This is a genomic window from Bacillus cabrialesii, assembly GCF_004124315.2.
In the GTDB taxonomy this organism is placed as follows: domain Bacteria; phylum Bacillota; class Bacilli; order Bacillales; family Bacillaceae; genus Bacillus; species Bacillus cabrialesii.
Genome location: NZ_CP096889.1, coordinates 3,473,485 through 3,496,624, shown reverse-complemented (window position 1 = coordinate 3,496,624; position 23,140 = coordinate 3,473,485). Strand labels below are relative to the sequence as shown.

Below are 23,140 nucleotides of genomic sequence, written 5' to 3'. Positions count from 1 at the left end.
TGACGGTAACATTGTATAAAACGGAGGGTAGTTGTGGGAAAACACACTTCTGAACATAAAAATCACGCACAAATTGTCCAGCTGCTTCAAGATGGACAATATTTTTTTCATAAAGGCTTGAAAGCGTATAAAGAGCGCAATCTGAAACGGGCAAGCAAACTGATTCAGCGCGCGGTTCATTTGGAGCCGGAGGATTCAGAGATGCTTTCGCAGCTTGCGGTCATTTATTCAGAAATGGGCCAATATCAAGAGTCGAACGATCTTCTTGACTATATCATGGCGAATCTGGAGGCCGAAATGCCGGAGTGCCATTACTTTAAAGCGAATAACTTTGCGCATCTGGGACTCTTTCAAGAAGCGTATAAAGAAGCGGCCGCTTATTCAGATGCGGATCCGGACGGGGAATTCGCTGATGAAAACGACAGTCTGCTTGAATTGCTCGATTTAGGAGACGGCGGGACTGAAGATTCTTTATATGATCAGGATGAATTGCTGATGAAACAGGATCGGGCAAAGTCACTGCTGGAAAGCGGCCAGCTTGCTGAAGCGGTTGCGGCGCTTGAGGAAATCACAGCCGATTATCCGGAGCTTTGGTCAGCATACAATAATCTGGCGCTTGCCTATTTCTATTCGGGCAACATCGTAAAAGCGAAGCAAACCGCTTATCAAGTGCTCAGTCATAATGAAGGAAATCTTCACGCCTTATGTAATCTTCTCGTTTTCTACTATTATGAAAGAGAAGATGAAAAAGTGGCGGAATTGAGCGATCAGCTTTCTAATGTCTATCCGATGCTATTGGAACAGCGCTATAAACTGGGTGCCACGTTGGCGCTTGTCGGCCGTTATGAGATCGGATATAAATGGCTCAAATCATTATATAAAACCGGCTTTGAAGGTGACGACACATTCTTTTACTGGCTCTCGTGCTCAGCTTATTTTACGGGGCATACAGAATTTGCCGAGACGATCTGGAGAAAAGTCGAGTCGCAATATCCCGGAGAAGACCGCCCGGCCCCCTGGATTGAGCGGAGGGAAGCACTTCCCTCATCTGTGGAACAGCGTCTCGCAGCTTATTATATCAGCAGCACAAAGGGAGAAACGGAGCATCTTGAAGCGGTGATACGCTCGAAGAGAATTACCGCTCCTTTCGAAAATCATTTTGTGAAGCTGCTGTTGAATGGAGATTCCGCGGCTCCTGACGTATCAGAGGATGCCCTTTTCGCCTATCAAACCGTCAAATTATTAGAGCAAGCTGAAAAAGAAGAGATGAAAACAGAAGTCATGAGCTGCTGGGTGTTCCATGTCATCCAGCAAATCCGCGCAGCCGCTCCATTGAAAAATGAGAAGGGCTGGGCAGCGGCAATTTGCTATATTTGGAAAGAAGCTCACGGCAAACATGACACGAAAAAAGACACAGCGGCCCGATTCGGCATCTCTCCGGCCACTTTGACGAAATATATGAAATATATTGATGATATTCTAGAATAGAATATTTTGAAGAGTCGATTTGTAGAATCGACTCTTTTTTTGTTTAGTAGATTATACTAATAAAATAATGTCGACAGTTTTTTTACTCGTTTAAGAAAAATGACAAATGATGAACGGCTTGACATCTGTTTGAAACACAAATGTAATAAAATTTATCGCTAATTTGTCGAAACTTGATGGTATAATGATTCTCGTACATAAGGAATTAGTGTTTTTTACATATGATGTGAAATAAACGCTATACAACCAGAATAAGAGATGCACAGAATAATTAACCATAAACAACCATCATTCCTCGTAGAGTATGAGGAACGAAACTTGATGTTTAAAATACGATTCCAAATGAGGACAGGTTCACAGTAAAAGGGAGGATATAAAAAGTGAGAAAGAGTTTAATTACACTTGGTTTGGCTTCCGTCATCGGGACAAGCAGTTTTTTGATCCCATTTACAAGTAAAACTGCATCGGCGGAAACATTAGATGAAAAGAAACACAAAATCGAAAGCAAGCAATCTGAGGTTGCTTCCAGCATTGAAGCGAAGGAAAAAGAATTAACTGAGCTCCAGGAAAATCAATCAAAGATTGAAAAAGAACTGAAAGACATTAACGCTAAGGCGCTTGATACAAGCAACAAAATCGAAGATAAAAAAGAAGAAAACGATAAAACAAAAGAAGAAATCAAAAAACTGAAAAAAGAGATTAAAGAGACAGAAGCCCGCATTGAAAAGCGCAACGAAATCCTGAAAAAACGCGTTCGTTCTTTACAGGAAAGCGGCGGATCTCAAGGATACATAGATGTTCTTTTAGGATCAACAAGCTTTGGTGACTTTATCTCTCGCGCGACTGCGGTTTCATCTATTGTGGATGCAGACAAAGATTTAATCAAACAGCAAGAGCAGGACAAAGCAAAGCTGGAAGATTCTGAAGCGGATTTGAATGACAAGCTGAAAGAAGTTCAAGCTGCATTGGCTAAATTAGAAACAATGCAAAAAGACCTTGATAAACAGCTTGATGAAAAAGACAAGCTTTTCGACGAAGCAAAAGACAGCCAGAAGAAAACGGCTGATGCGATTTCTGCATTAAAATCAGAAGCGTCTGAACTTGCAAATCAAAAAGCAGATACTGAAGCTGAACAAGCACGTATCAAAAAAGAACAAGAAGCTGCGGCTGCTTTAATCAAAAAGCAGGAAGAAGCTCAAAAAGCTTCTGATGAAACACAAACAGATGACAGCCAAACGGCTACAACTGAAACAGCAAAAGCTAGCTCATCTGATGATGATTCTTCAGACAACGGTTCTAGCGGTTCTAATAGTTCGTCTAACGGCTCATCTTCTAAGAAGAGCAGCAGCTCAAACAGCAATTCAGGCGGCACTGTCATCAGCAACTCAGGCGGAATTGAAGGTGCGATCAGCGTTGGCTCAAGCATTGTAGGACAATCTCCGTACAAATTTGGCGGCGGACGCACTCAGTCTGATATCAACAACCGCATTTTTGACTGCTCATCATTCGTACGCTGGGCATACGCTTCTGCTGGTGTGAACCTTGGACCTGTTAGCGGAACAACAACTGATACGTTAGTTGGCAGAGGACAAGCTGTCAGCGCATCAGATATGAAACGCGGAGACCTTGTGTTCTTTGACACTTACAAAACGAATGGACACGTAGGAATCTACTTAGGTAACGGTACATTCCTAAACGACAATACTTCTCACGGTGTATCTGTTGACTCAATGAGCAACGTTTACTGGAAAAAAGCATTTAAAGGCGTTGTAAGACGTGTTGTTCAATAATAAATAAGACAAGGGCCTTCTATAAACAGAAGGCTCTTTCTTTATTAACATATATACCCTTTTAAAATACATTTAATCGTGATTAGAAAAATATGAGCAAAAAATTAGCGTATCACCTTGAGATTTTATAGGATATGGGTAAGGAATACGTTTGATGGGGATTCTAATCTTATTAGAAAAAGCCCCCAGCTTGAAAAGACGGTTTAAGGAGTGAATAGTGTGTCAGAAGAGAAAATTTATGACGTGATTATTATCGGCGCGGGCCCTGCTGGGATGACGGCCGCTGTATACACATCAAGAGCAAATTTATCAACACTAATGATTGAAAGAGGAATTCCCGGCGGGCAAATGGCCAATACGGAAGATGTAGAAAACTATCCTGGATTCGAAAGCATTCTGGGGCCTGAGCTGTCAAACAAAATGTTCGAACACGCGAAAAAATTCGGCGCTGAATACGCTTATGGCGATATCAAAGAAGTCGTTGACGGCAAAGAGTACAAAGTGGTCAAAGCCGGTTCAAAAGAATATAAAGCACGCGCTGTGATCATTGCCGCAGGTGCGGAGTATAAAAAAATCGGCGTGCCTGGCGAAAAAGAATTGGGCGGACGCGGTGTATCATATTGTGCGGTATGTGATGGCGCTTTCTTTAAAGGCAAAGAGCTTGTCGTTGTCGGCGGCGGAGATTCCGCTGTTGAAGAAGGTGTATACCTGACACGCTTCGCTTCCAAAGTAACGATCGTTCACAGACGTGATAAACTCCGTGCGCAAAGCATTCTTCAAGCGAGAGCATTTGATAACGAAAAAGTTGACTTCCTATGGAACAAAACCGTGAAGGAAATTCATGAGGAAAACGGCAAAGTCGGTAACGTAACGCTTGTCGATACGGTAACCGGTGAAGAAAGTGAATTCAAAACAGACGGCGTATTCATTTACATCGGCATGCTTCCTCTGTCCAAACCGTTTGAAAATCTGGGCATTACGAATGAAGAAGGCTATATCGAAACAAACGACCGTATGGAAACTAAGGTTGAAGGTATTTTCGCGGCCGGAGACATTCGTGAAAAATCACTGCGCCAAATCGTAACGGCTACAGGGGACGGAAGTATTGCGGCACAAAGCGTACAGCATTATGTCGAAGAGCTCCAAGAAACGCTGAAAACTTTAAAATAAAAAGGACTGTCATACGAGTTTCACATTACGTTACTGGGTTTTAATTCCGCTGTAACAGTTGTGTAATGCTTATCGGGTATGATTAATAAAGTAATTGACCCCCTTTTTATAATGAATACACTTTTTTGGCACGGATTCTCCAGTTATCCGTGTCCTTTTTTTGTCCAAAAATAAAAGACGGATGCCTGTTACAGCAAAATCACCTGAACTCAGGGATGAATATGCTGTAAAATAGAAGAAAAGATTGTCAATGTCTCTTCATTGTGGGAGGCATCTTGAAACGGTATAATAAAGAGACGATGACAGGACGAGAAGGTTAGGTGACGTACTTGCAAAGAGTGACAAATTGTGTGCTTCAGACGGATGACAAAGTTCTTCTGCTTCAAAAACCGAGACGCGGCTGGTGGGTCGCGCCGGGAGGCAAGATGGAGAGCGGAGAATCAGTCAGAGACTCCGTCATCAGAGAGTACAGAGAAGAGACTGGTATCTATATCATAAATCCTCAGTTAAAAGGCGTTTTTACCTTTATTATTAAAGACGGTGACCACATTGTCTCTGAGTGGATGATGTTTACGTTTGTCGCTGATTCTTATACAGGACAAAATGTGTCTGAATCAGAGGAAGGCAAGCTGCAGTGGCACGATGTCAATGACATTCAAAACCTGCCTATGGCCCCGGGAGACGGCCATATCCTTGATTTTATGATGAAGGGACAAGGGCTGCTGCACGGCACATTTACGTATACACCGGACTTTGAGCTGCTCAGTTATCGTTTAGACCCGCAGCATATCAAATAGAAAGACAAGTCAGGGGGGAGAAAGATGAGTGTTAATGAATCACATGATATTCAGCTTGTCATTATAACCGGAATGTCGGGAGCGGGGAAAACTGTCGCCATTCAAAGCTTTGAAGATCTCGGCTATTTCTGCGTTGATAATCTTCCGCCTTCATTGCTTCCGAAATTTTTAGAGCTGATGAAGGAATCAAATTCGAAAATGAGCAAGGTTGCGCTCGTGATGGATTTGCGAGGCCGCGAATTTTTTGACCGGCTGATTGAAGCGCTGGATGAAATGGCGGAAAATCCTTGGATTACACCGCGCATTTTATTCTTGGACGCAAAGGATTCTATTCTCGTCACGAGATATAAAGAAACGAGACGTTCGCATCCGCTGGCAGCGACTGGCCTGCCGCTTGAAGGCATCGCGCTGGAACGTGAGCTGCTTGAGGAACTAAAAGGCCGCTCTCAAATCATTTATGATACGTCAGACATGAAGCCGCGTGATTTACGCGAAAAAATCGTAAAGCACTTTGCCTCAAACCAAGGAGAGACATTTACCGTAAATGTGATGTCATTTGGTTTTAAATACGGTATCCCGATTGACGCAGACCTCGTCTTTGATGTCAGATTTTTGCCGAATCCTTACTATATCGAAAGCATGCGGCCGCTGACTGGCAAGGATGAAGAGGTTTCCTCTTACGTCATGAAGTGGAATGAAACGCAAAAGTTCAATGAAAAATTAATCGATCTGCTGAGCTTTATGCTTCCATCTTATAAAAGAGAAGGAAAAAGCCAGGTCGTCATTGCGATCGGCTGTACAGGGGGCCAGCACCGCTCTGTGACACTTGCCGAGAATTTAGCTGATTATTTCAAAAAGGATTACTATACTCATGTTACTCACCGGGACATTGAAAAGAGAAGCCGGAAATAAGATGGGACAAAAGCCGAAAATCGCAATCTTTGGCGGCGGTACGGGACTTTCTGTATTGCTTCGGGGCTTAAAGCATAAACCTGTTGACATTACGGCCATTGTAACAGTTGCCGATGATGGAGGAAGCTCTGGCCGTCTGCGGAATGAACTGAAAATTCCGCCTCCCGGAGACATCAGAAATGTGCTTGCCGCTTTATCAGATGTGGAGCCGCTTGTTGAAGATCTCTTTCAGCACCGCTTCAATAAGGGAAATGACTTAACAGGGCATTCTCTCGGGAATTTGATTTTGGCAGCGATGACAAATATAACCGGTGATTTTTTTCACGCTGTCACAGAAATGAGCAAGGTGCTGAATGTAAGAGGAAAGGTTTTGCCAGCTGCCAATGCCAGTGTCGTTCTGCATGCTGAGATGGAAGACGGCCGCGTGGTCTCAGGCGAGTCCACGATTCCGGCGTACGGACAGCGCATTAAGCGTGTTTTTCTCACGCCTGAACAAATTGATCCGCTGCCGGAAACGATAGACGTGATCAGGGAAGCGGATTTGATTATTATCGGTCCGGGAAGCCTCTATACAAGCATTCTTCCCAATTTGCTCGTCCCAAAAATCGGAGAAGAAGTGGTGAAGGCGCCGGCGAAAAAAGTATACATTTGCAACGTGATGACTCAGCCCGGCGAAACGCTTCATTACACCGCTGCCGATCATGTGAAAGCGCTCAATCAGCATATGGGCTGCGGTTTTATTGATACGATATTAGTGAACAGTGAAGACATTCCTGACGAAATAAAACGTAAGTACGAAATGGAATCGGCGCGCCCTGTTGATTTTGATATCGAAGAGCTGAAAGCAATGGGGCTTGAAGTCATCAGAGATCAAATCGTAACGTATAAAAATGACGTAATTCGTCACGATACACATAAAGTGGCCTCTCTTCTTGTCGATTTACTGAAAGAATGAAGCCAGAAATGAGGTGGCTATATGTCATTTGCATCGGAAACAAAAAAAGAATTAACGAATCTGGAAGTGAAAGACTGCTGCATTAAAGCCGAGCTGTCTGCGCTTATCCGGATGAATGGAGCTTTATCATTTACAAACCGCCATCTCGTACTTGATGTTCAAACCGAAAACGCGGCGATTGCCCGCCGCATTTATACATTGCTGAAAAAACAATATGATGTATCGGTCGAGCTGCTGGTCAGAAAGAAAATGCGGCTGAAAAAGAATAACGTCTATATTGTGCGTTTTTCAGAAAATGCAAAAGCGATCTTAGAGGATTTAAAAATACTCGGGGAGAATTTTGTGTTTGAACGAAGCATTTCAGAAGAGCTTGTCAAAAAGAGATGCTGCAAGCGTTCTTATATGAGAGGGGCATTTTTGGCGGGAGGTTCGGTCAATAACCCGGAAACCTCCTCGTACCATTTAGAAATTTTTTCTCTTTATAAGGAGCATAATGATTCATTATGCGAGCTGTTAAATGAGTTTCAGCTAAACAGCAAAACGCTCGAACGGAAAAAAGGCTATATTACCTATTTAAAAGAGGCGGAAAAGATTACTGAGTTTCTGAACGTGATCGGCGCCCACAATTCGCTTTTGCGATTTGAGGATGTCAGAATCGTAAGGGATATGAGAAATTCGGTCAACCGCCTCGTCAATTGTGAAACGGCCAACTTAAACAAAACGATCGGCGCTTCGCTTAGACAGGTGGAGAATATTAAATACATCGATGAAAGAATCGGCCTGGATGCGCTTCCTGAAAAACTTCGGGAAATCGCACAGCTTCGAATTGATTATCAGGAAGTGACGCTGAAAGAGCTGGGGGAAATGGTAGCAAGCGGGAAAATCAGCAAATCAGGGATCAATCACAGGCTCAGAAAACTTGACGAAATCGCAGAACAGCTGCGAACAGGGCAAACCGTCACTTTAAAATAACCGTAAAGAAAAGGGGAGATCTTATGGTTCAACAGAAAGTGGAAGTTCGATTAAAGACAGGACTGCAGGCGCGTCCTGCTGCTTTGTTTGTACAAGAAGCAAACCGGTTTACGTCAGATGTGTTTCTTGAGAAGGATGGGAAAAAAGTAAACGCCAAAAGCATCATGGGGCTGATGAGCCTTGCGGTAAGCACAGGCACTGAGGTTACCTTGATTGCCCAGGGAGAAGACGAACAAGAGGCGCTGGAAAAGCTGGCTGCTTACGTTCAAGAAGAAGTTTAGGTGATAAAAGATGAGTGACTTTCTAAAAGACTGCTTTCAGAAAATCGGCTGGGAGAAAGACCATGTCAGCTTCGGCGATCTCCCCCTTTTTCTCGAAGCAATGGCATACCGTTTTCCATTTGAAAACCGTGCCGTACTCGCTAACGAGAATTATAAGGTAACAAAAGAAGAGCTATGGCGCCGCTTGGTCAAAGAACAGCACGGCGGCCTTTGCTACGATTTAAATGGTTTTCTTTATTTTGTCTTGCGTGAGGCCGGGTTTCATGTGAAGCTCATTCGGGGAACTGTTTATGCAGGACATCAAGAAGAATGGGCATTAGAAGGAACGCATGCTGCTGTATGGCTGTCTGCGGAAAAAGGCGATTACATTGTTGATATCGGCTTCGGCATCAACCTGGCGCTCCAGCCGATACCGCTTTCTGGACAAACGGTACAATCACCTGTCGGGTCATTCCGAATCAAAGAAGAAGAGACAGAAAAGGGCAGCCATGTGCTTTTGATGGACAAAGGGGAAGGCTGGCAAATCGGTTACGCCTTTACCCTTGAAGAGAGCGATCCCGGTGATTTAGATGATATGAAGGACAAGATTCATTGTCATGAAAAATCTCCTTTTAACAAATCACCGCTCGCCTCAAAGCTGTCGCCGAACGGACGGATGGTCATGTCAGACCGCCATTTGACGATTCATGAAAACGGCGGAGAAGGCCAAAAAAGTGACATCGCCCCTTCAGAGTTTGAAGAGAAATTAAACACTTATTTTTTGTAATGTGAAAAGCTTGCAGCATGTCTGCAAGCTTTTTCTTATGAACACGTATTGATTACTACATCAAATGCATCTTCCGGGATATACAGTTTCCCTTTTTCATATTGATAAGGAATTTGATTCTCTTTAAAGCACTGTTTGGTGTATTCAGTCAGTGAATCCCCAATTTCTATGTATTCCCCGGTATAGTTCGGCTGGCATGCTGAAAGAGTTGACGTAATGGTTACAAGTAGCATGATTTTCTTCATAATGGCACCTGCTTATCAAGAAATTTTTTCCTTTTTTCATTCTACCATAACGAATAGAAAAAGACCGATTTACTATTCTGCACATGCTATAATAATTTTGGAATCTTCTAGAAAAATCATCGTGATGTACATATAAGGGGGATCAACGTGTATCGGATTTTGCTTGTGGAAGATGATGAGCGGATTGCTTCTTTGCTGGGCGGTCATCTTCAAAAATACGGATATGAAGTGAAAATAGCTGAACAGCTGAATGATATAAAATTGGAATTTGCGGAAATGAAGCCGGATCTTGTGCTGCTTGATATCAACCTGCCTTTTTTTGACGGGTTTTATTGGTGCAGGCAAATCCGCACCATTTCTAATGCGCCGATTATCTTTATATCAGCACGGACCGATGAGCTGAATCAAGTAATGGCGATTGAAAATGGCGGCGATGATTATATCACGAAGCCATTCCATTTAGAGGTAGTGATGGCCAAGATCAAAAGCGTCCTGCGCCGCACATATGGTGAATACTCACCTTCTTTGCCGCAGGAATCAAGAATAATAGAGCTTGGCGGGCTCACGGTTTATCCGGATCAGAATGAGGCTGAGTGGAACGGCACCCGCATCTTGTTTTCACAAAAAGAATTTCAGCTCCTATCGATTTTCGTGAGGGAGCATAAAAAAATCGTCTCCCGTGATGAACTATTGGAAGCGTTATGGGATGACATTGATTTTGTCGATGACAATACGTTAACGGTCAATGTCAATCGGCTGCGGAGAAAACTGGAGAATGCCGGACTGAAAGATTGTATTTCTACGATAAGAGGAAAAGGCTATCAATTTCAAGTCAATCGGAAGGATGAACCGGAGTGTTAAAGACGTATCTCATCGACCGCTTCGCCATTATTTTATTTTCATTATTAGGGATAGGGGCCAGCATGCTGATTGCGTATTTAAGCATCATAGAGAGCGGCGCAGAGCCTTCCGCAGAAAATCTGATCTACATATGGATCTTGCCCGGTGCTCTTTTAGCTGCCGGTTTTGCTGCTGATTACATTCGGCAATTTTCCTTTCTGACATATGTCAAAAAGCTTGCAGAACAAGGGAATTCATCGAATGACATCGGACAGTCTTTGAAGGCCCGGAAGCCAAGAACACGCGAGCAGGCGCTTTGGACGAAAATGGTCAACGCACTCGGTCAGCAATACGAAGGCAGGCTCTTACAATATATGAATCAGCAAAAACAGCATTATACCTTCACCAATCAATGGGTCCATCATATGAAAACACCGGTTTCTGTCATTTCCTTAATGATTCAAGAAGGAAAAAACGGAACCGCTTCTTCTTTTCCGACCTTTTTAGAGGAGCTGGAGGATGAAAATGAGAGATTTCGCCATGGTCTTGATATGATGCTCCAAACGGCCAGGCTGGAGGAATTTGCGTTCGATGTAAGGCCGCAAACCTTTGATTTGACCGAGCTTGTTCGTTCACTTATTAATCAGGAAAAACGGCAGTTTATCAAACGGCGACTTTTTCCTAAATTGCATGTGCCGGCAAACGCCGTTCAGATTTCCAGTGATCAAAAGTGGCTTTCCTTTGTGGTTGAGCAGCTTCTTTTCAACGCTTTAAAATATTCAAAGCAAGGTGCGGGCGACCATATTACAATCCGGATTGAAACAGAGGGACATGAGACGCGCCTGTCGGTTGCTGATGAAGGGATCGGCATACCGCCTCAGGATCTGCCGCGGATTTTTGACGCGTTTTTTACCGGAGAAAACGGACGAACCATGACAGAGGCCACGGGTATGGGTCTTTATTTAGCAAAACAGGTGTGCAGCCGGCTTGGCCATCAGCTGTATGCGGAATCAAAAGAAGGGACTGGCACTGTCATGACGATCGTGTTTTCAAGTGACACCTTGGTGAATGTGACAGCATTGTAAGGTTGGAGAGCGAATTTGAAAGAAAGTTCGATGGGAGGCTGCTGACTTCCTTTTTATAATAAAGAAAAAGGAGGAGCAGAATATGAACGTGTTACAGACAACGAACCTGTCAAAAACGTACTATTCAAATAAAGGAACGATATCATACCAAGCGCTCAGCGACTTTGATCTCAGTGTGGCGAAAGGGGAATTTGTCGGGATTATGGGGCCGTCGGGAAGCGGAAAAACCACGCTCCTGAATTTGCTGGCTACCATTGATAAGCCGACCCAGGGTGAGATGATGATCAACGGCATTCAGCCGAAAACGTTAAAGGATCAAGACCTGGCCTTGTTTCGCAGAAGAGAACTTGGCTTCGTCTTTCAGGATTTTAATCTGCTTGATACGCTGACAATTCGGGAAAATATTCTGCTGCCGCTCGCATTGGATAAGGTAAAGCTGAGAGAAATGGAAGCCCGTCTGGATGAGCTGGCGGATACGCTGCAAATCAAGCATATTCTTGACCACCGGACCTACGAGGTGTCGGGCGGACAGCAGCAGCGGGCAGCCTGTGCCAGAGCGATTATTCACAATCCCGCGCTCATTCTTGCCGATGAACCGACAGGAAATCTTGATTCAAAATCGGCAAAGCAAGTGATGAACACGCTGGCCCAGCTGAATGAGGAAAAGGAAGCGACGATTATATTGGTCACGCATGATGCCACAGCGGCAAGCTTCTGTAAACGGATTGTGTTTATTAAAGACGGCCGTTTCTTTTCAGAGATTCGCAGAGGGACAAACCGGCAGGTGTTTTATCAAAGTATATTGGATACCTTGAGTGTGTTGGGAGGCGATTTTCATGAATTTGAGAACCATCGCCCGTAAAAACATTCTCGGGAATCTTCAACGATATGTCGCCTACTTTTTAAGCTGTGTGTTTGCCGTTTCGGTGTTTTTTGTCTTCACATCTTTTATTTTTCATCCTGATGTCAATGAAGACAATATATATGGCGGAAGCCTTGTCAAAACGTGCTTGAGCGCAGCTCTTATCGTTATCGTTGTGTTTTGTATATTCTTCATCTCATATTCGAATTCGGCGTTTTTGCAGGCGAGAAAGAAGGAGTTTGGGCTGCTGACGCTGTTCGGGACATCAAAGCAGCAGCTTCGCAAGATGATTTATTATGAACAGTCACTCATTTCTCTAGCGGCGATTGCGGCCGGCGTTGGGGCAGGGCTGTTATTTTCAAAACTGTTTTTTATGATTATGACATGGATGCTCAGCGTAAAGGTGCCGATTTCGTTTGCCATTGTGCCGAAAGCATTTGTGATGACGGCTGCGGGCTTTCTCATCCTGTTTCAGACGCTCCTCATTTTGTCGCTGGGACGGATTCGCAAGCTGGAAATCATTGAGCTGATTAAATCGGCCCAAAAGCCGAAAAGCTTGCCGGCCTATTCAAAATGGCTCACTGTGCTGTCAGTGCTGTGCCTCGGCGGCGGTTATTATCTCGCTGTGACTGCAAATGCGATTGACATGGTGTTTCGGGTTTTTCCGATTTTGATTTTGGTGTTGATTGGGACGTATTTCTTTTTTACCCAAAGCAGTGTGGCATTTTTTCGCATGCTGTACAGAAAAAAACACAGTTTCTACAAAGGCACAAATATCATTGTGCGTTCCAACATGATCTTCCGGCTGAAGGATCACGCCCGCATGCTGTTTTTAACCTCTATCATTACAGCGGTTATACTCACAGCTACAGGTGTCATCTATATGTTTTATGCCGATTTGCAAAGGCAGGAGGAGCAAAGCATTCCACAATCTGTTTCCTGGGTGGAAAAAGACGCTTCACGTTTTCAGGTAATGGAGCCTAAGACAGCGGAAAACACACTGAAACAAGCAGATGCTGAGATTAAGTATAAGGTGAATGCCACAGGGATTCCTGTCACATTTAAAACAGCTCTGCCGTTCGGAAACAAAAAAGCGGAGGCCGGGGCTTTGCTGATTTCAGAGAAAACGTATAACCAAATCGCAAAGGAAAAAGGGTATCCGGTGATTCATTTACAGGATCAGGAAGCGTTTATTAATGTTGCGTTTCAGATGATGACCAAGGACACATTCGGAGAAGGAGAAAAAGCAGCATTTCATACGAAGTCAGGAAAATCGCTTTCCTATGTCATGAAGAAACAGCGGAACCAAGGCATCCTGATGCCGGTTGGAGGAATCAGCCGCCTATTGGTCGCCAGCGAAAAAAGCTTTGACAGCCTCACTCAAGAGGTGCCGCTGAAGGAGCAGACGAGGGTAATAGGCTATGAGCTTGAGAATTGGAAGGAAACAGTGGACGTTTCGAAAAAGCTTGAAGGCATGGTGCCAAAAGAACATCAGTCTGATTTTCAAACGAGGGCGCCAAGCTATCAAGTGATAAAGCAGGGCGTGGCATTAACGCTGTTTATTGGAATGTTTGTCAGTGTGCTGTTTTTTATCGTCCAAGGAAGCATGCTATATTTGCGGATGTTTACGGAAATAGAAGATACGAGAGTACAGGTGCTGGCGTTAAAGAGGATAGGGATCACGGACAAAGAGATTCACTCCATCCTTGGAAAGCAAATTGGATTTTTATTCTTCATCCCATTCATCGCGGGTGCCATCCATGCGGGCTTTGCATATGCAGCGTTAAGCAATATGCTGAACTCAAATTTATTTTTTGAGGCCGTGTTGGTTATCTTCATTTATTTTGTATTTCAGGCGGTTTATTATCTTGTCACCCGCCGCATCTATAAGCGTGCTGTTTTGCAGCATATTTCATTTTAACATCCGGTCTGTATCAGACCGGATGTTTTTTTCTATTGCTGAAATTCTCTGGTGAGATTTTTCGGTGTTTGCCCTTGGATCGCTGCAAGCATATTTTCGGCGGCCTGTTTGCACATGTTGAAGCGCACCTTTGCTGTTGCTGAACCAATGTGCGGAAGCAGCGTCACGTTATCCAGCTGCAGGAGCGGGTTATCTTGTGTGACTGGCTCTTTTTCATATACATCTAAGCCGGCTCCTCTAATCCAGCCTTCTTGAAGAGCGTGAATCAGTGCTTTTTCATCAACTGTCTTTCCCCGGGAAATATTGACGAAAATTGCTGAATCCTTCATCATTTTAAATTCGCGTTCCCCTATCATGTGATACGTTTCCTCTGTCAGCGGCGTAATGAGAAGAATAAAATCAGATTGTTCGAGCAAAGGATCAAGCTCAGCGTACTTGACGCCGATGCTGTCTTCCATTTCTTGTTTGCGATGGCGGTTATGATAAAGCACGTCCATATCGAAGCCGAATTTGGCGCGTTTCGCGGCTTGTTCGCCGATTCGGCCCATGCCGATAATGCCTAACGTTTGATGATGAACGTCAATGCCGAAAAGCGCTTCCTCTTCAACGCTTCCCCATTTTCCGGCTCTGACGAAACGGTCCAGCTCGGCAACACGTCTGGCGGAAGAGAGGATTAAAGAAAAGGCCAGATCCGCGACCGTGTCATCCAGTGTATAAGGCGTATGAGTGCCGACGACTCCTCTTTCTTTCATTGCTTCTATATCGAAATTATCATAGCCTACTGATTGGTTGCTGACGACTTTGAGCTTAGGCGCGTGTTCAAGCAATTCACGATTGATTGACGGTCCGGACGTTCCTGACGTTAAAAGCCCTTCTGCATCTTTTAGCTTTTCAAGAAGCACGTCATTCGGAAGCGTATCCTCCTTCCATATTTCATAATGGCAATGTTCACCGATGAATGCTTCAATCTCTTCAGGAATCGGTTTTGTGATAAATACAAATGGTTTCAACAAGGCTCCCCCTTTATGGCTGTTGTCTCTTTCATTATATCGGAATTAAATAGATGTTAAAAATATAGCTGCTTCTTTTGAATTTCTGGTTCTTTTGAACTTAAAATGAATATCGGATTTGAATAAACAGCTAAATAAGCTTAAAAAAGTTTTTTAATTATCTGAATTCACCTATATTTTTTGTCAGACAAATCATCAATATGCCAGTTGAAGCCGGATTATAGGATTCAATAAATATAAATTTTATTATCTTTGAAAGATATAAATTTTTATGTTTTGATTATACGGTCCAATTATAGTGTCTTTTTTTGAAAGCCTTTTCGTGGCCTAATCCTATGCTATAATTCCTTATTGTAAGCTGGGTAAGAAGGCTTGCAAAATCATATGGATGGGAGATGAATCAAATGGTTTCTTTAACATCAATTTTGGAACACAATCAGCGGTTTGTCAGAGAGAAGAAGTATGAACCGTACAAAACGACAAAATTTCCTTCAAAAAAGCTTGTCATTGTCACCTGTATGGATACAAGGCTCACAGAACTTCTTCCGCAAGCAATGGGGCTTAAAAACGGTGATGCTAAAATTGTAAAAAACGCGGGAGCCATCGTTTCTCACCCATTTGGAAGCGTGATGCGAAGCATACTGGTTGCGATTTATGAATTGCAGGCTGAAGAGGTGTGCATTGTCGGACACCATGAATGCGGGATGTCGGGATTAAATGCGACTTCGATTCTCGAGAAAGCAAAGGAACGCGGTGTGGAAGAAAACTGCCTGAATTTGCTGGCTAGCGCCGGACTTGATTTGAAAACGTGGCTGACCGGTTTTCACAGCGTGGAAGAAAGCGTTTCCCACAGTGTGAATCTGATCAAAAACCATCCGCTGCTGCCGAAAAAGGTGCCGGTGCATGGACTTGTCATTCATCCTGAAACAGGGAAACTTGATGTCGTTATTAACGGTTATGAAACTGAGCTCATAAACACACATTTATAAGGGAGGTTATAGCAAAATATGCGATTCTCAGGGAGATTCAAGGGATACAATTTGCAGAAATTTCAGAAAGACTTGATTGCAGGTATCGTAGTAGGTGTCGTGGCAATTCCTTTAGGGATGGCGTTTGCCATTGCCTCGGGAGTCGAGCCTGAATACGGGCTGTACACTGTAGTTATTGCAGGGATTTGTATCTCTTTGTTTGGAGGGTCTAAATATCAAATTGGCGGTCCGACAGGCGCCTTTGTCCCCATTCTATTCGGCATTGTAATGCAGTACGGCTTGGAGAACCTGCTGATTGCAGGGTTTATGGCAGGAGTGATGCTGGTGCTGTTCGGGCTGTTTAAGCTCGGAAAAATCATGAAATTCGTGCCGAAACCTGTTATCGTCGGTTTTACAGCCGGAATTGCCGTGCTGATCTTCACAGAGCAAATCGCTAATTTCTTCGGTTTGAGAAATGTTGAAAAACACGAGAATTTTCATCACAACATGTTTGAAATCGCACAGAAGCTCGGCACATTTAACATGTATGCGATTTTGACAGCAGTCATCGGGCTCGTCATTTTGCTTGTATCCGCCAAAGTGATGCCTAAAGTACCGGGCGCTTTATTGGCGCTTCTTATTTCCACACTGGTCGCGGTTATCTTTTTCCCTGACCGCATGGCGACAATCGGGTCAACGTATGGAGAAATTCCCCGTCATTTGCCGGAATTTCAGTTCCCGGAGCTTACATTGGATAAAATGGTCACGCTGTTTCCGGCAGCGCTTGTCATCGCGCTTCTTGGCGGGCTTGAGTCGATTTTGTCCGCAATGGTCGCAGATAACATGAAGGGTTCAAAGCATGACAGCAACAAGGAGCTTGTCGGCCAAGGGATTGCGAATATGGCTGCGCCGCTGTTCGGCGGAATCCCGGCAACAGGAGCGATCGCCAGAACGGCAACCAATATTAAAAACGGAGCGGTTTCGCCTGTTTCCGGCGTCGTTCATGGTGTCGTCGTTCTTCTTGTCCTGCTCGTATTCGCGCCTTATGCATCCCACGTGCCGCTTGCCAGCATGGCGCCGATTCTCATGGTTGTCGCATGGAATATGAGTGAGCGGAAGGAAGTCGCGAACATGCTGAGACTGAAAAACGCTGATTCCATTATTTTGGCGGCGACCTTTGTTCTTACGGTTCTGTTTGACTTAATCATTGGTGTGGCAACCGGATTGCTGCTCGCGTTTGTGTTCTTCATCAGAAGAATGAGCGAAGCGACCCGCGTCCACACTCATGAATCGCATCCCGTTCTGGCGAAGAGAGAAGACTCATCTGTCAGCATGTATGCCATAGAAGGGCCGCTGTTTTTCGGGTCAATTGATTCGCTTGAATCTTCACTGCTGGAGCATGTACAGAAAAAGCCGAAGACCCTTATTCTGCTCATGAATAAGGTGCACTATATGGATACGTCGGCTGAAGCAGTGCTTGGGAACATTATGAACAGGATTAAACGCCACAACGGAAAGCTGATGATTGTGGGACTGCAATCACAGCCGAAGGAGCTGCTGCATAAAACAGGCCTATTTCATAAAATAGGGAAGCAGCATTTCTTTGATCACCATGATGAAATCACAGGTTAAAAAAAGCGGCCACTGCGGCCGCTTTTTTTATACATGCTCAAACCGTTTTGTCAGTTTTTCTTGGTGTGCCTTCATCACGTCTTCTAAAGTGACACCGTACATGTCAGCAAGAATCGCGATATTTCCGATGACATCTCCCATTTCTTCAATCAATTCTTGTTTTTGCTCAGCTCGTGTCGATTCTTTCTCATCCGGCCGGTCTCTGCCGATTTCATATGCTCTGACGGCCCGAGCCAGTTCTCCGGCTTCTTCCATTAAAAAGCCGACTCGAATAAACGGTCCGTATTCTGTCCAGCCTCTTTTACCGTAAAACTCTTTCATCCATTTTTCTGCATCAGCCAGCTGCAATATCATCACTCCCGCATTCTTTATGTATTTCATATTGATATTATCACATGAAGGTGGGACAATATATAGTGTGTTTTTTGGATGTTTAACACGATATCTAGATGCGGAGATGACAAGATGAAAACAATTTGTGTATTTGCGGGATCAAACCCTGGGGGGAATGAAGCGTATAAACGAAAAGCGGCAGAGCTTGGCGCCTACATGGCTGAGCAGGGAATCGGCCTTGTCTATGGTGGCTCCCGCGTAGGCTTGATGGGCGCGATTGCTGACACGATAATGGAAAACGGCGGAACTGCAATCGGAGTCATGCCGAGCGGTTTGTTCAGCGGGGAGGTAGTCCATCAAAACCTGACTGAGTTGATTGAAGTAAACGGGATGCATGAACGTAAAGCCAAAATGAGCGAGCTGGCGGACGGCTTTATCGCCATGCCGGGCGGCTTCGGTACATATGAAGAATTATTTGAAGTTCTTTGCTGGGCGCAGATCGGCATCCACCAAAAGCCAATCGGATTGTACAATGTGAATGGATATTTTGAACCGATGATGAAAATGGTGAAATACAGCATTCAGGAAGGGTTTTCTAACGAATCGCACCTAAAGCTGATCCACAGCTCTTCACGGCCTGACGAGTTAATTGAGCAGATGCAGAACTACTCCTATCCGATTTTAGAGAAAAAGTGGACGGAAATCTAAAAAAGCCTTTCTCATCGAAGGGGAGTTAGCGTGTGAGCCTATCGGAAGGCGCATAATCAACTGAAAAGCGAGTCTTTTGGACAATGTGAGGTTTCCTGATGGAAATCTCTTTTTTATTTTCTCTTTGGCTGCATCGGATATTAGTTATAATAAAGGACTTTTTCACTAGTTTGGATAATAAGCACAGGTAAGGAGGGGATGAAAATGGCAACATTGTCAGATGTGGCGAAAAAGGCTAATGTTTCGAAAATGACGGTATCCCGTGTGATCAATCATCCTGAGACGGTGACAGATGAACTCAAAAAGCTTGTTTATTCCGCGATGAAAGAACTGAATTACATCCCTAATTATGCGGCAAGAGCGCTTGTGCAAAACAGAACACAGGTTGTCAAACTGTTGATTCTTGAGGAAATGGATACGACTGAACCATATTATATGAACCTGCTGACCGGAATCAGCCGGGAGCTGGATCGCAATCATTATGCTTTGCAGCTTGTGACAAGAAACTCTCTCAATATCGGACAATGCGACGGCATTATTGCCACCGGCCTGAGAAAGACCGATTTTGAAGGTGTGATCAAAGCTTTTGAAAAGCCGCTCGTCGTATTTGGGCAAAATGAAATGGGCTATGACTTTATCGATGTGAATAACGAGAAAGGCACTTTTATGGCAACCCGCCATGTAATGGGACTGGGGGAGCGGGAAGTTGTCTTTTTTGGCATTGATTTAGATGAGCCTTTCGAACGCTCAAGAGAACAGGGATATATTCGGGCGATGAATGAGAGTTTTAGAAAAACGAATCTGTTACGGATCGACAACAGTTCTAAGAAAAGTGAATGCCTTGCAAGGGAAGTGCTGAGATCTCTGGATAAACAGGCTGCATTTGTCTGCGCCTCCGATCGAATCGCGCTCGGCGTTATTCGTGCGGCCCAATCGCTTGGAAAGCGAATTCCGGAGGACGTCGCGGTGACCGGGAATGACGGCGTTTTTCTTGATCGCATCTCCTCGCCTCGGCTGACTACGGTCAGACAGCCTGTTGTTGAAATGGGAGAAGCCTGTGCGAGAATGCTATTGAAAAAAATGAATGAAGACGGTGCCGCTCAAGGAAATCTATTTTTTGAGCCGGAGTTAATTGTACGTGAATCAACTTTGTAAGAGCCTTATTCTGTTATCGGTAACAAGGTAAAAAGGATTGTTCCTCCTATTTCATCATGATACTTTCAAATTAAGAGCCGGGCCTTAATAAAACGGAAATCAAAAGGGGAGATATGATGGAATATGCAGCGATTCATCATCAGCCGTTCAGTTCTGATGCTTATTCTTATGACGGGCGGACCGTGCATATCAAGATTCGGACGAAAAAAGGCGATGCAGATCAGATTTCATTCATTTGGGGTGATCCTTATGAATACAACGCTGGCAGGTGGTCGGCAAACGAGCAGGCGATGAGGAAAATTGCCGAAACAGACATGCATGATTATTGGTTTGCTGAAGTGGTGCCGCCATTCAGGCGTTTGCAATATGCGTTTGTTGTAACAAACCGTCATGAAGACATCTTTTTCGGAAGTTCAGGTGTATGCCCTTATAACGAAAAAACGCTGGAGACGATCCATTATTATTTTAAATTTCCATTTGTTCATGAGGCCGATACATTTCAAGCGCCTGAGTGGGTCAAATCAACAGTGTGGTATCAAATTTTTCCGGAGCGTTTTGCAAATGGAAGAGAAGACTTGTCACCGGAGAATGCATTGCCGTGGGGGAGCAAAGATCCGGGCGTCAATGATTTTTTTGGAGGAGATTTGCAAGGGATTATTGACAAGCTTAATTATTTAGAGGAGTTAGGGGTGAATGGAATTTATGTAACGCCAATCTTTTCCGCGCCTTCTAATCACAAATACGACACGCTGGATTACTATTCCATTGACCCGCATTTTGGAGATCCGGAGCTTTTTCGCACATTGGTCAGCCAGCTTCATCAGCGGGGGATGAGGATTATGCTTGATGCTGTTTTTAATCATATTGGCAGCGCTTCTCCGCAGTGGCAGGATGTTGTGAAAAACGGAGCTCAATCCCGCTATAAAGACTGGTTCCATATTCACTCTTTCCCTGTGAAAGAAGACAATTATGACAGGTTTGCGTTTACACCTGATATGCCAAAGCTAAATACGGCTAATCCCGAAGTACAGCAATATTTGCTTGATATTGCGTTGTACTGGATTCGCGAATTTGACATTGACGGCTGGCGTTTGGATGTGGCAAATGAAGTGGATCACGTTTTTTGGAAGACATTCAGGCAAGCCGTTTCAGCAGAAAAGCCTGACGTATATATCTTAGGTGAGATCTGGCATTCTGCCGAACCGTGGCTTAGAGGTGATGAATTTCATGCGGTGATGAACTATCCTTTTACAGAGCCAATGATGGAATACTTTGCTGACCGGGCGATTCCGGCCTCTCGTATGGCCCACCGTATTAACGCGCATTTGATGAATGGGATGAAGCAGGCCAATGAGGTGATGTTTAATTTACTGGATAGCCATGATACAAAACGCCTTTTGACCAGATGCCGAAATGACGAGAAAAAAGCCCGCGCTTTGCTGGCCTTTATGTTTGCCCAGACAGGGTCACCATGCATCTATTACGGAACGGAAATCGGACTGGACGGCGAAAATGATCCTTTATGCCGGAAGTGTATGGTTTGGGAAAAAGAGAAGCAAAACCAAGACATGCTGCGATTTATGAAACGGCTCATTGCTTTACGCAAACAAGAACACACTTTATTGACTGAGGGAAATCTTGAGTGGATTCTGCTGGATGATCAAAACGATTTGATTAGCTTTTCGCGGACTCTTAATGAAAAAACACTGATTTATTTCTTTAATCAAGGGGACGGGACTCGACATGTCAGTTTGCGAGATTTAAATATTGAAAGGAATAAGAACATCTGCGACGTGTGGACAGAGCAGCCGTTTCATCAAAACGATGTCATTGCCGTTCAGCCGGGAGAATTTTTCATATTGGGTGCCTCCGCTGCTGTTTAAATTCTGTTATCGGTAACAAATCAAAATACGTTGTAACCGCTTTCTGGTGAGCAATACAATGGTTTTAGATTCATAAATAGAAGGGGGAAAAGAGATGATCCTTTTGAAAAAGGGGTTCGCTTTATTGGCGGCATCAGTCCTGACATTCGGTCTCGCCGCCTGTTCTAATTCCAAAGATCCGGCAAGCTCTGACGGCAAAAAGGTACTGACTGTGTCTGTCGAAGAAACCTATAAAGATTACATTGAAAGCATCAAAGTAAATTTCGAAAAAGAGAATGATGTCACAATAAAAATTGTTGAAAAGCAAATGTTCGAACAGTTGGAAGCGCTTCCTCTCGATGGTCCGGCGGGTAATGCGCCTGATGTTATGCTTGCCGCTTACGACCGGATCGGCGGTTTGGGCCAGCAAGGACATTTGCTTGACATTAAGCCATCTCACACAAAAAGTTTTGGAGATAAAGAGATGCAGCAGGTAACGGTTGACGGCAAGGTGTATGGAATGCCGCTAGTCATTGAGACACTTGTTTTGTATTACAACAAAGATCTCTTACAAACAGCGCCAAAAACATTTAAAGATCTTGAAAAATTAACGGAGGATTCCCGGTTTGCGTTTGCTTCGGAAAAAGGAAAATCAACCGGATTTTTAGCGAAATGGACTGACTTTTATATGTCGTACGGTTTGTTGGCAGGTTACGGCGGATATGTATTTGGAAAAAACGGCACAGATTCCGGGGACATCGGCCTGAACAATAAAGGGGCTGTAGAAGCTGTGAAATATGCGGAGAAATGGTTTAAAACCTATTGGCCAAAAGGCATGCAAGACAATTCAAGCGCAGACGATTTTATTCAGCAGATGTTTCTAGATGGCAAAGCGGCTGCGATCATCGGCGGCCCCTGGTCAGCTGCCAACTATAAAGAGGCTGAATTGAACTACGGAGCGGCCCCCATTCCGACATTGCCAAACGGAGAAGAATATGCCCCTTTTGCCGGCGGCAAGGGCTGGGTTGCCTCAAAATATACAAAAGAACCCGAACTGGCTGAAAAATGGCTTGAATATGCTGCGAATGATGCCAATGCTTACGTTTTTTATGAAGATACAAATGAAGTTCCGGCCAACACAGCAGCAAGAAAGAAAGCGGATGAGCAAAAAAATGAACTGACGTCAGCGGTGATCAAACAATATGAAACAGCGACACCGACTCCGAATATTCCAGAAATGGCTGAGGTATGGACGGGAGCGGAAAGCTTGATTTTTGATGCGGCTTCAGGAAAAAAAGCGGCGCAAACATCAGCGAATGATGCTGTAAACGTTATAAAGGAAAATATCGAAGAAAAGTATGTGAAATAAAACGGCGGGACAGCGTCCG

At 44.2% G+C, this 23,140-nt stretch carries 22 protein-coding genes; 19 read left to right on the top strand and 3 right to left on the bottom strand.

What is annotated here, in order from left to right; genetic code table 11:
* The first annotated feature begins 33 nt into the window (after positions 1-33).
* The 9 genes from EFK13_RS17880 (at position 34) to EFK13_RS17840 (ending at position 9,131) form a co-directional block, all read left to right on the top strand.
* Positions 34-1,488, top strand: coding sequence for a tetratricopeptide repeat protein (locus EFK13_RS17880; RefSeq protein WP_129507493.1), 1,455 nt, complete (start codon positions 34-36; stop codon positions 1,486-1,488).
* Positions 1,489-1,868: 380 nt separating this feature from the next.
* The gene (gene cwlO, locus EFK13_RS17875; RefSeq protein ID WP_129507494.1) at positions 1,869-3,278 is read left to right on the top strand and encodes a peptidoglycan DL-endopeptidase CwlO; all 1,410 of its coding nucleotides are present in this window, start codon (positions 1,869-1,871) and stop codon (positions 3,276-3,278) included.
* A 219-nt stretch (positions 3,279-3,497) separates the two neighbouring features.
* On the top strand, positions 3,498-4,448 hold the full coding sequence (trxB, locus tag EFK13_RS17870; protein ID WP_003228139.1) for a thioredoxin-disulfide reductase: 951 nt from the start codon (positions 3,498-3,500) through the stop codon (positions 4,446-4,448).
* 320 nt (positions 4,449-4,768) lie between these two features.
* Positions 4,769-5,245 (top strand): 8-oxo-dGTP diphosphatase, encoded by a 477-nt coding sequence (locus tag EFK13_RS17865; RefSeq protein ID WP_014481002.1) that lies wholly within the window; start codon positions 4,769-4,771, stop codon positions 5,243-5,245.
* Positions 5,246-5,269: 24 nt separating this feature from the next.
* Positions 5,270-6,157 (top strand): RNase adapter RapZ, encoded by an 888-nt coding sequence (gene rapZ / locus EFK13_RS17860; protein WP_064816204.1) that lies wholly within the window; start codon positions 5,270-5,272, stop codon positions 6,155-6,157.
* Position 6,158: 1 nt separating this feature from the next.
* Positions 6,159-7,112 (top strand): gluconeogenesis morphogenetic factor, encoded by a 954-nt coding sequence (mgfK, locus tag EFK13_RS17855; protein WP_103747312.1) that lies wholly within the window; start codon positions 6,159-6,161, stop codon positions 7,110-7,112.
* Between the two features lie 21 nt (positions 7,113-7,133).
* Complete coding sequence (gene whiA / locus EFK13_RS17850; protein ID WP_075746862.1) at positions 7,134-8,084, top strand: DNA-binding protein WhiA; 951 nt, start codon at positions 7,134-7,136, stop codon at positions 8,082-8,084.
* A gap of 23 nt (positions 8,085-8,107) precedes the next feature.
* A complete protein-coding gene (locus tag EFK13_RS17845; RefSeq protein WP_003219835.1) occupies positions 8,108-8,365 on the top strand; it encodes an HPr family phosphocarrier protein in 258 nt (85 codons plus the stop codon).
* Between the two features lie 10 nt (positions 8,366-8,375).
* Positions 8,376-9,131, top strand: coding sequence for an arylamine N-acetyltransferase family protein (locus EFK13_RS17840; protein WP_129507495.1), 756 nt, complete (start codon positions 8,376-8,378; stop codon positions 9,129-9,131).
* 35 nt (positions 9,132-9,166) lie between these two features.
* Here the strand turns inward: EFK13_RS17840 and EFK13_RS17835 are convergent, their stop codons facing one another.
* Positions 9,167-9,376, bottom strand: a complete 210-nt coding sequence (locus EFK13_RS17835; RefSeq protein WP_129507496.1) for a hypothetical protein — start codon at positions 9,374-9,376, stop codon at positions 9,167-9,169.
* A gap of 147 nt (positions 9,377-9,523) precedes the next feature.
* Between EFK13_RS17835 and psdR the strand changes: the two genes are divergently transcribed.
* The 4 genes from psdR to EFK13_RS17815 all read left to right on the top strand — a co-directional run bounded on the left by psdR (position 9,524) and on the right by EFK13_RS17815 (position 14,084).
* Entirely contained in the window at positions 9,524-10,237 is a 714-nt protein-coding gene (gene psdR / locus EFK13_RS17830; protein WP_129507497.1) for a two-component system response regulator PsdR, read from the top strand.
* Positions 10,231-11,301 (top strand): HAMP domain-containing histidine kinase, encoded by a 1,071-nt coding sequence (locus EFK13_RS17825; RefSeq protein ID WP_129507498.1) that lies wholly within the window; start codon positions 10,231-10,233, stop codon positions 11,299-11,301. The genes psdR and EFK13_RS17825 overlap by 7 nt, the downstream gene beginning before the upstream one ends.
* Positions 11,302-11,383: 82 nt before the next feature.
* On the top strand, positions 11,384-12,163 hold the full coding sequence (gene psdA, locus EFK13_RS17820; RefSeq protein ID WP_129507499.1) for a lantibiotic ABC transporter ATP-binding protein PsdA: 780 nt from the start codon (positions 11,384-11,386) through the stop codon (positions 12,161-12,163).
* Positions 12,138-14,084, top strand: coding sequence for an ABC transporter permease (locus EFK13_RS17815; RefSeq protein ID WP_129507500.1), 1,947 nt, complete (start codon positions 12,138-12,140; stop codon positions 14,082-14,084). Before psdA ends, EFK13_RS17815 begins: the two co-directional genes overlap by 26 nt.
* 32 nt (positions 14,085-14,116) lie before the next feature.
* Here the strand turns inward: EFK13_RS17815 and EFK13_RS17810 are convergent, their stop codons facing one another.
* Complete coding sequence (locus tag EFK13_RS17810) at positions 14,117-15,097, bottom strand: 2-hydroxyacid dehydrogenase (protein WP_129507501.1); 981 nt, start codon at positions 15,095-15,097, stop codon at positions 14,117-14,119.
* A 392-nt stretch (positions 15,098-15,489) separates the two neighbouring features.
* Here EFK13_RS17810 and EFK13_RS17805 point away from each other — a divergent pair, with 392 nt between their 5' ends.
* Complete coding sequence (locus EFK13_RS17805) at positions 15,490-16,083, top strand: beta-class carbonic anhydrase (RefSeq protein ID WP_080474807.1); 594 nt, start codon at positions 15,490-15,492, stop codon at positions 16,081-16,083.
* A gap of 18 nt (positions 16,084-16,101) precedes the next feature.
* Positions 16,102-17,694: a SulP family inorganic anion transporter gene (locus EFK13_RS17800; protein ID WP_129507502.1), complete on the top strand. Its 1,593-nt coding sequence runs from the start codon at positions 16,102-16,104 to the stop codon at positions 17,692-17,694.
* 27 nt (positions 17,695-17,721) lie between these two features.
* On the opposite strand, the gene EFK13_RS17795 is transcribed toward EFK13_RS17800, so the two are convergent.
* Positions 17,722-18,042 carry a MazG nucleotide pyrophosphohydrolase domain-containing protein gene (locus EFK13_RS17795; RefSeq protein ID WP_129507785.1) on the bottom strand — a complete coding sequence of 107 codons (321 nt, stop codon included), beginning with the start codon at positions 18,040-18,042 and terminating at the stop codon, positions 17,722-17,724.
* A 117-nt stretch (positions 18,043-18,159) separates the two neighbouring features.
* Here EFK13_RS17795 and EFK13_RS17790 point away from each other — a divergent pair, with 117 nt between their 5' ends.
* From EFK13_RS17790 to mdxE, 4 genes are all read left to right on the top strand, one after another.
* A complete protein-coding gene (locus EFK13_RS17790) occupies positions 18,160-18,735 on the top strand; it encodes an LOG family protein (RefSeq protein WP_129507503.1) in 576 nt (191 codons plus the stop codon).
* A gap of 204 nt (positions 18,736-18,939) precedes the next feature.
* Complete coding sequence (locus tag EFK13_RS17785; RefSeq protein ID WP_129507504.1) at positions 18,940-19,890, top strand: LacI family DNA-binding transcriptional regulator; 951 nt, start codon at positions 18,940-18,942, stop codon at positions 19,888-19,890.
* A 113-nt stretch (positions 19,891-20,003) separates the two neighbouring features.
* On the top strand, positions 20,004-21,773 hold the full coding sequence (locus EFK13_RS17780; protein WP_129507505.1) for a glycoside hydrolase family 13 protein: 1,770 nt from the start codon (positions 20,004-20,006) through the stop codon (positions 21,771-21,773).
* Positions 21,774-21,867: 94 nt separating this feature from the next.
* Positions 21,868-23,121, top strand: a complete 1,254-nt coding sequence (gene mdxE, locus EFK13_RS17775) for a maltodextrin ABC transporter substrate-binding protein MdxE (protein WP_129507506.1) — start codon at positions 21,868-21,870, stop codon at positions 23,119-23,121.
* Positions 23,122-23,140 lie beyond the last annotated feature (19 nt).

What these genes read in the sequence shown, in the direction of transcription:
- rapZ (WP_064816204.1), top strand. Translation starts at nt 5,270, where the DNA reads ATGAGTGTTAATGAATCACATGATATTCAGCTTGTCATTATAACCGGA.
- mgfK (WP_103747312.1), top strand. Translation starts at nt 6,159, where the DNA reads ATGGGACAAAAGCCGAAAATCGCAATCTTTGGCGGCGGTACGGGACTT.
- whiA (WP_075746862.1), top strand. Translation starts at nt 7,134, where the DNA reads ATGTCATTTGCATCGGAAACAAAAAAAGAATTAACGAATCTGGAAGTG.
- EFK13_RS17845 (WP_003219835.1), top strand. Translation starts at nt 8,108, where the DNA reads ATGGTTCAACAGAAAGTGGAAGTTCGATTAAAGACAGGACTGCAGGCG.
- EFK13_RS17840 (WP_129507495.1), top strand. Translation starts at nt 8,376, where the DNA reads ATGAGTGACTTTCTAAAAGACTGCTTTCAGAAAATCGGCTGGGAGAAA.
- EFK13_RS17835 (WP_129507496.1), bottom strand. Translation starts at nt 9,376, where the DNA reads ATGAAGAAAATCATGCTACTTGTAACCATTACGTCAACTCTTTCAGCA.
- psdA (WP_129507499.1), top strand. Translation starts at nt 11,384, where the DNA reads ATGAACGTGTTACAGACAACGAACCTGTCAAAAACGTACTATTCAAAT.
- EFK13_RS17815 (WP_129507500.1), top strand. Translation starts at nt 12,138, where the DNA reads ATGAATTTGAGAACCATCGCCCGTAAAAACATTCTCGGGAATCTTCAA.
- EFK13_RS17805 (WP_080474807.1), top strand. Translation starts at nt 15,490, where the DNA reads ATGAATCAAATGGTTTCTTTAACATCAATTTTGGAACACAATCAGCGG.
- EFK13_RS17800 (WP_129507502.1), top strand. Translation starts at nt 16,102, where the DNA reads ATGCGATTCTCAGGGAGATTCAAGGGATACAATTTGCAGAAATTTCAG.
- EFK13_RS17790 (WP_129507503.1), top strand. Translation starts at nt 18,160, where the DNA reads ATGAAAACAATTTGTGTATTTGCGGGATCAAACCCTGGGGGGAATGAA.
- EFK13_RS17785 (WP_129507504.1), top strand. Translation starts at nt 18,940, where the DNA reads ATGGCAACATTGTCAGATGTGGCGAAAAAGGCTAATGTTTCGAAAATG.
- EFK13_RS17780 (WP_129507505.1), top strand. Translation starts at nt 20,004, where the DNA reads ATGATGGAATATGCAGCGATTCATCATCAGCCGTTCAGTTCTGATGCT.
- mdxE (WP_129507506.1), top strand. Translation starts at nt 21,868, where the DNA reads ATGATCCTTTTGAAAAAGGGGTTCGCTTTATTGGCGGCATCAGTCCTG.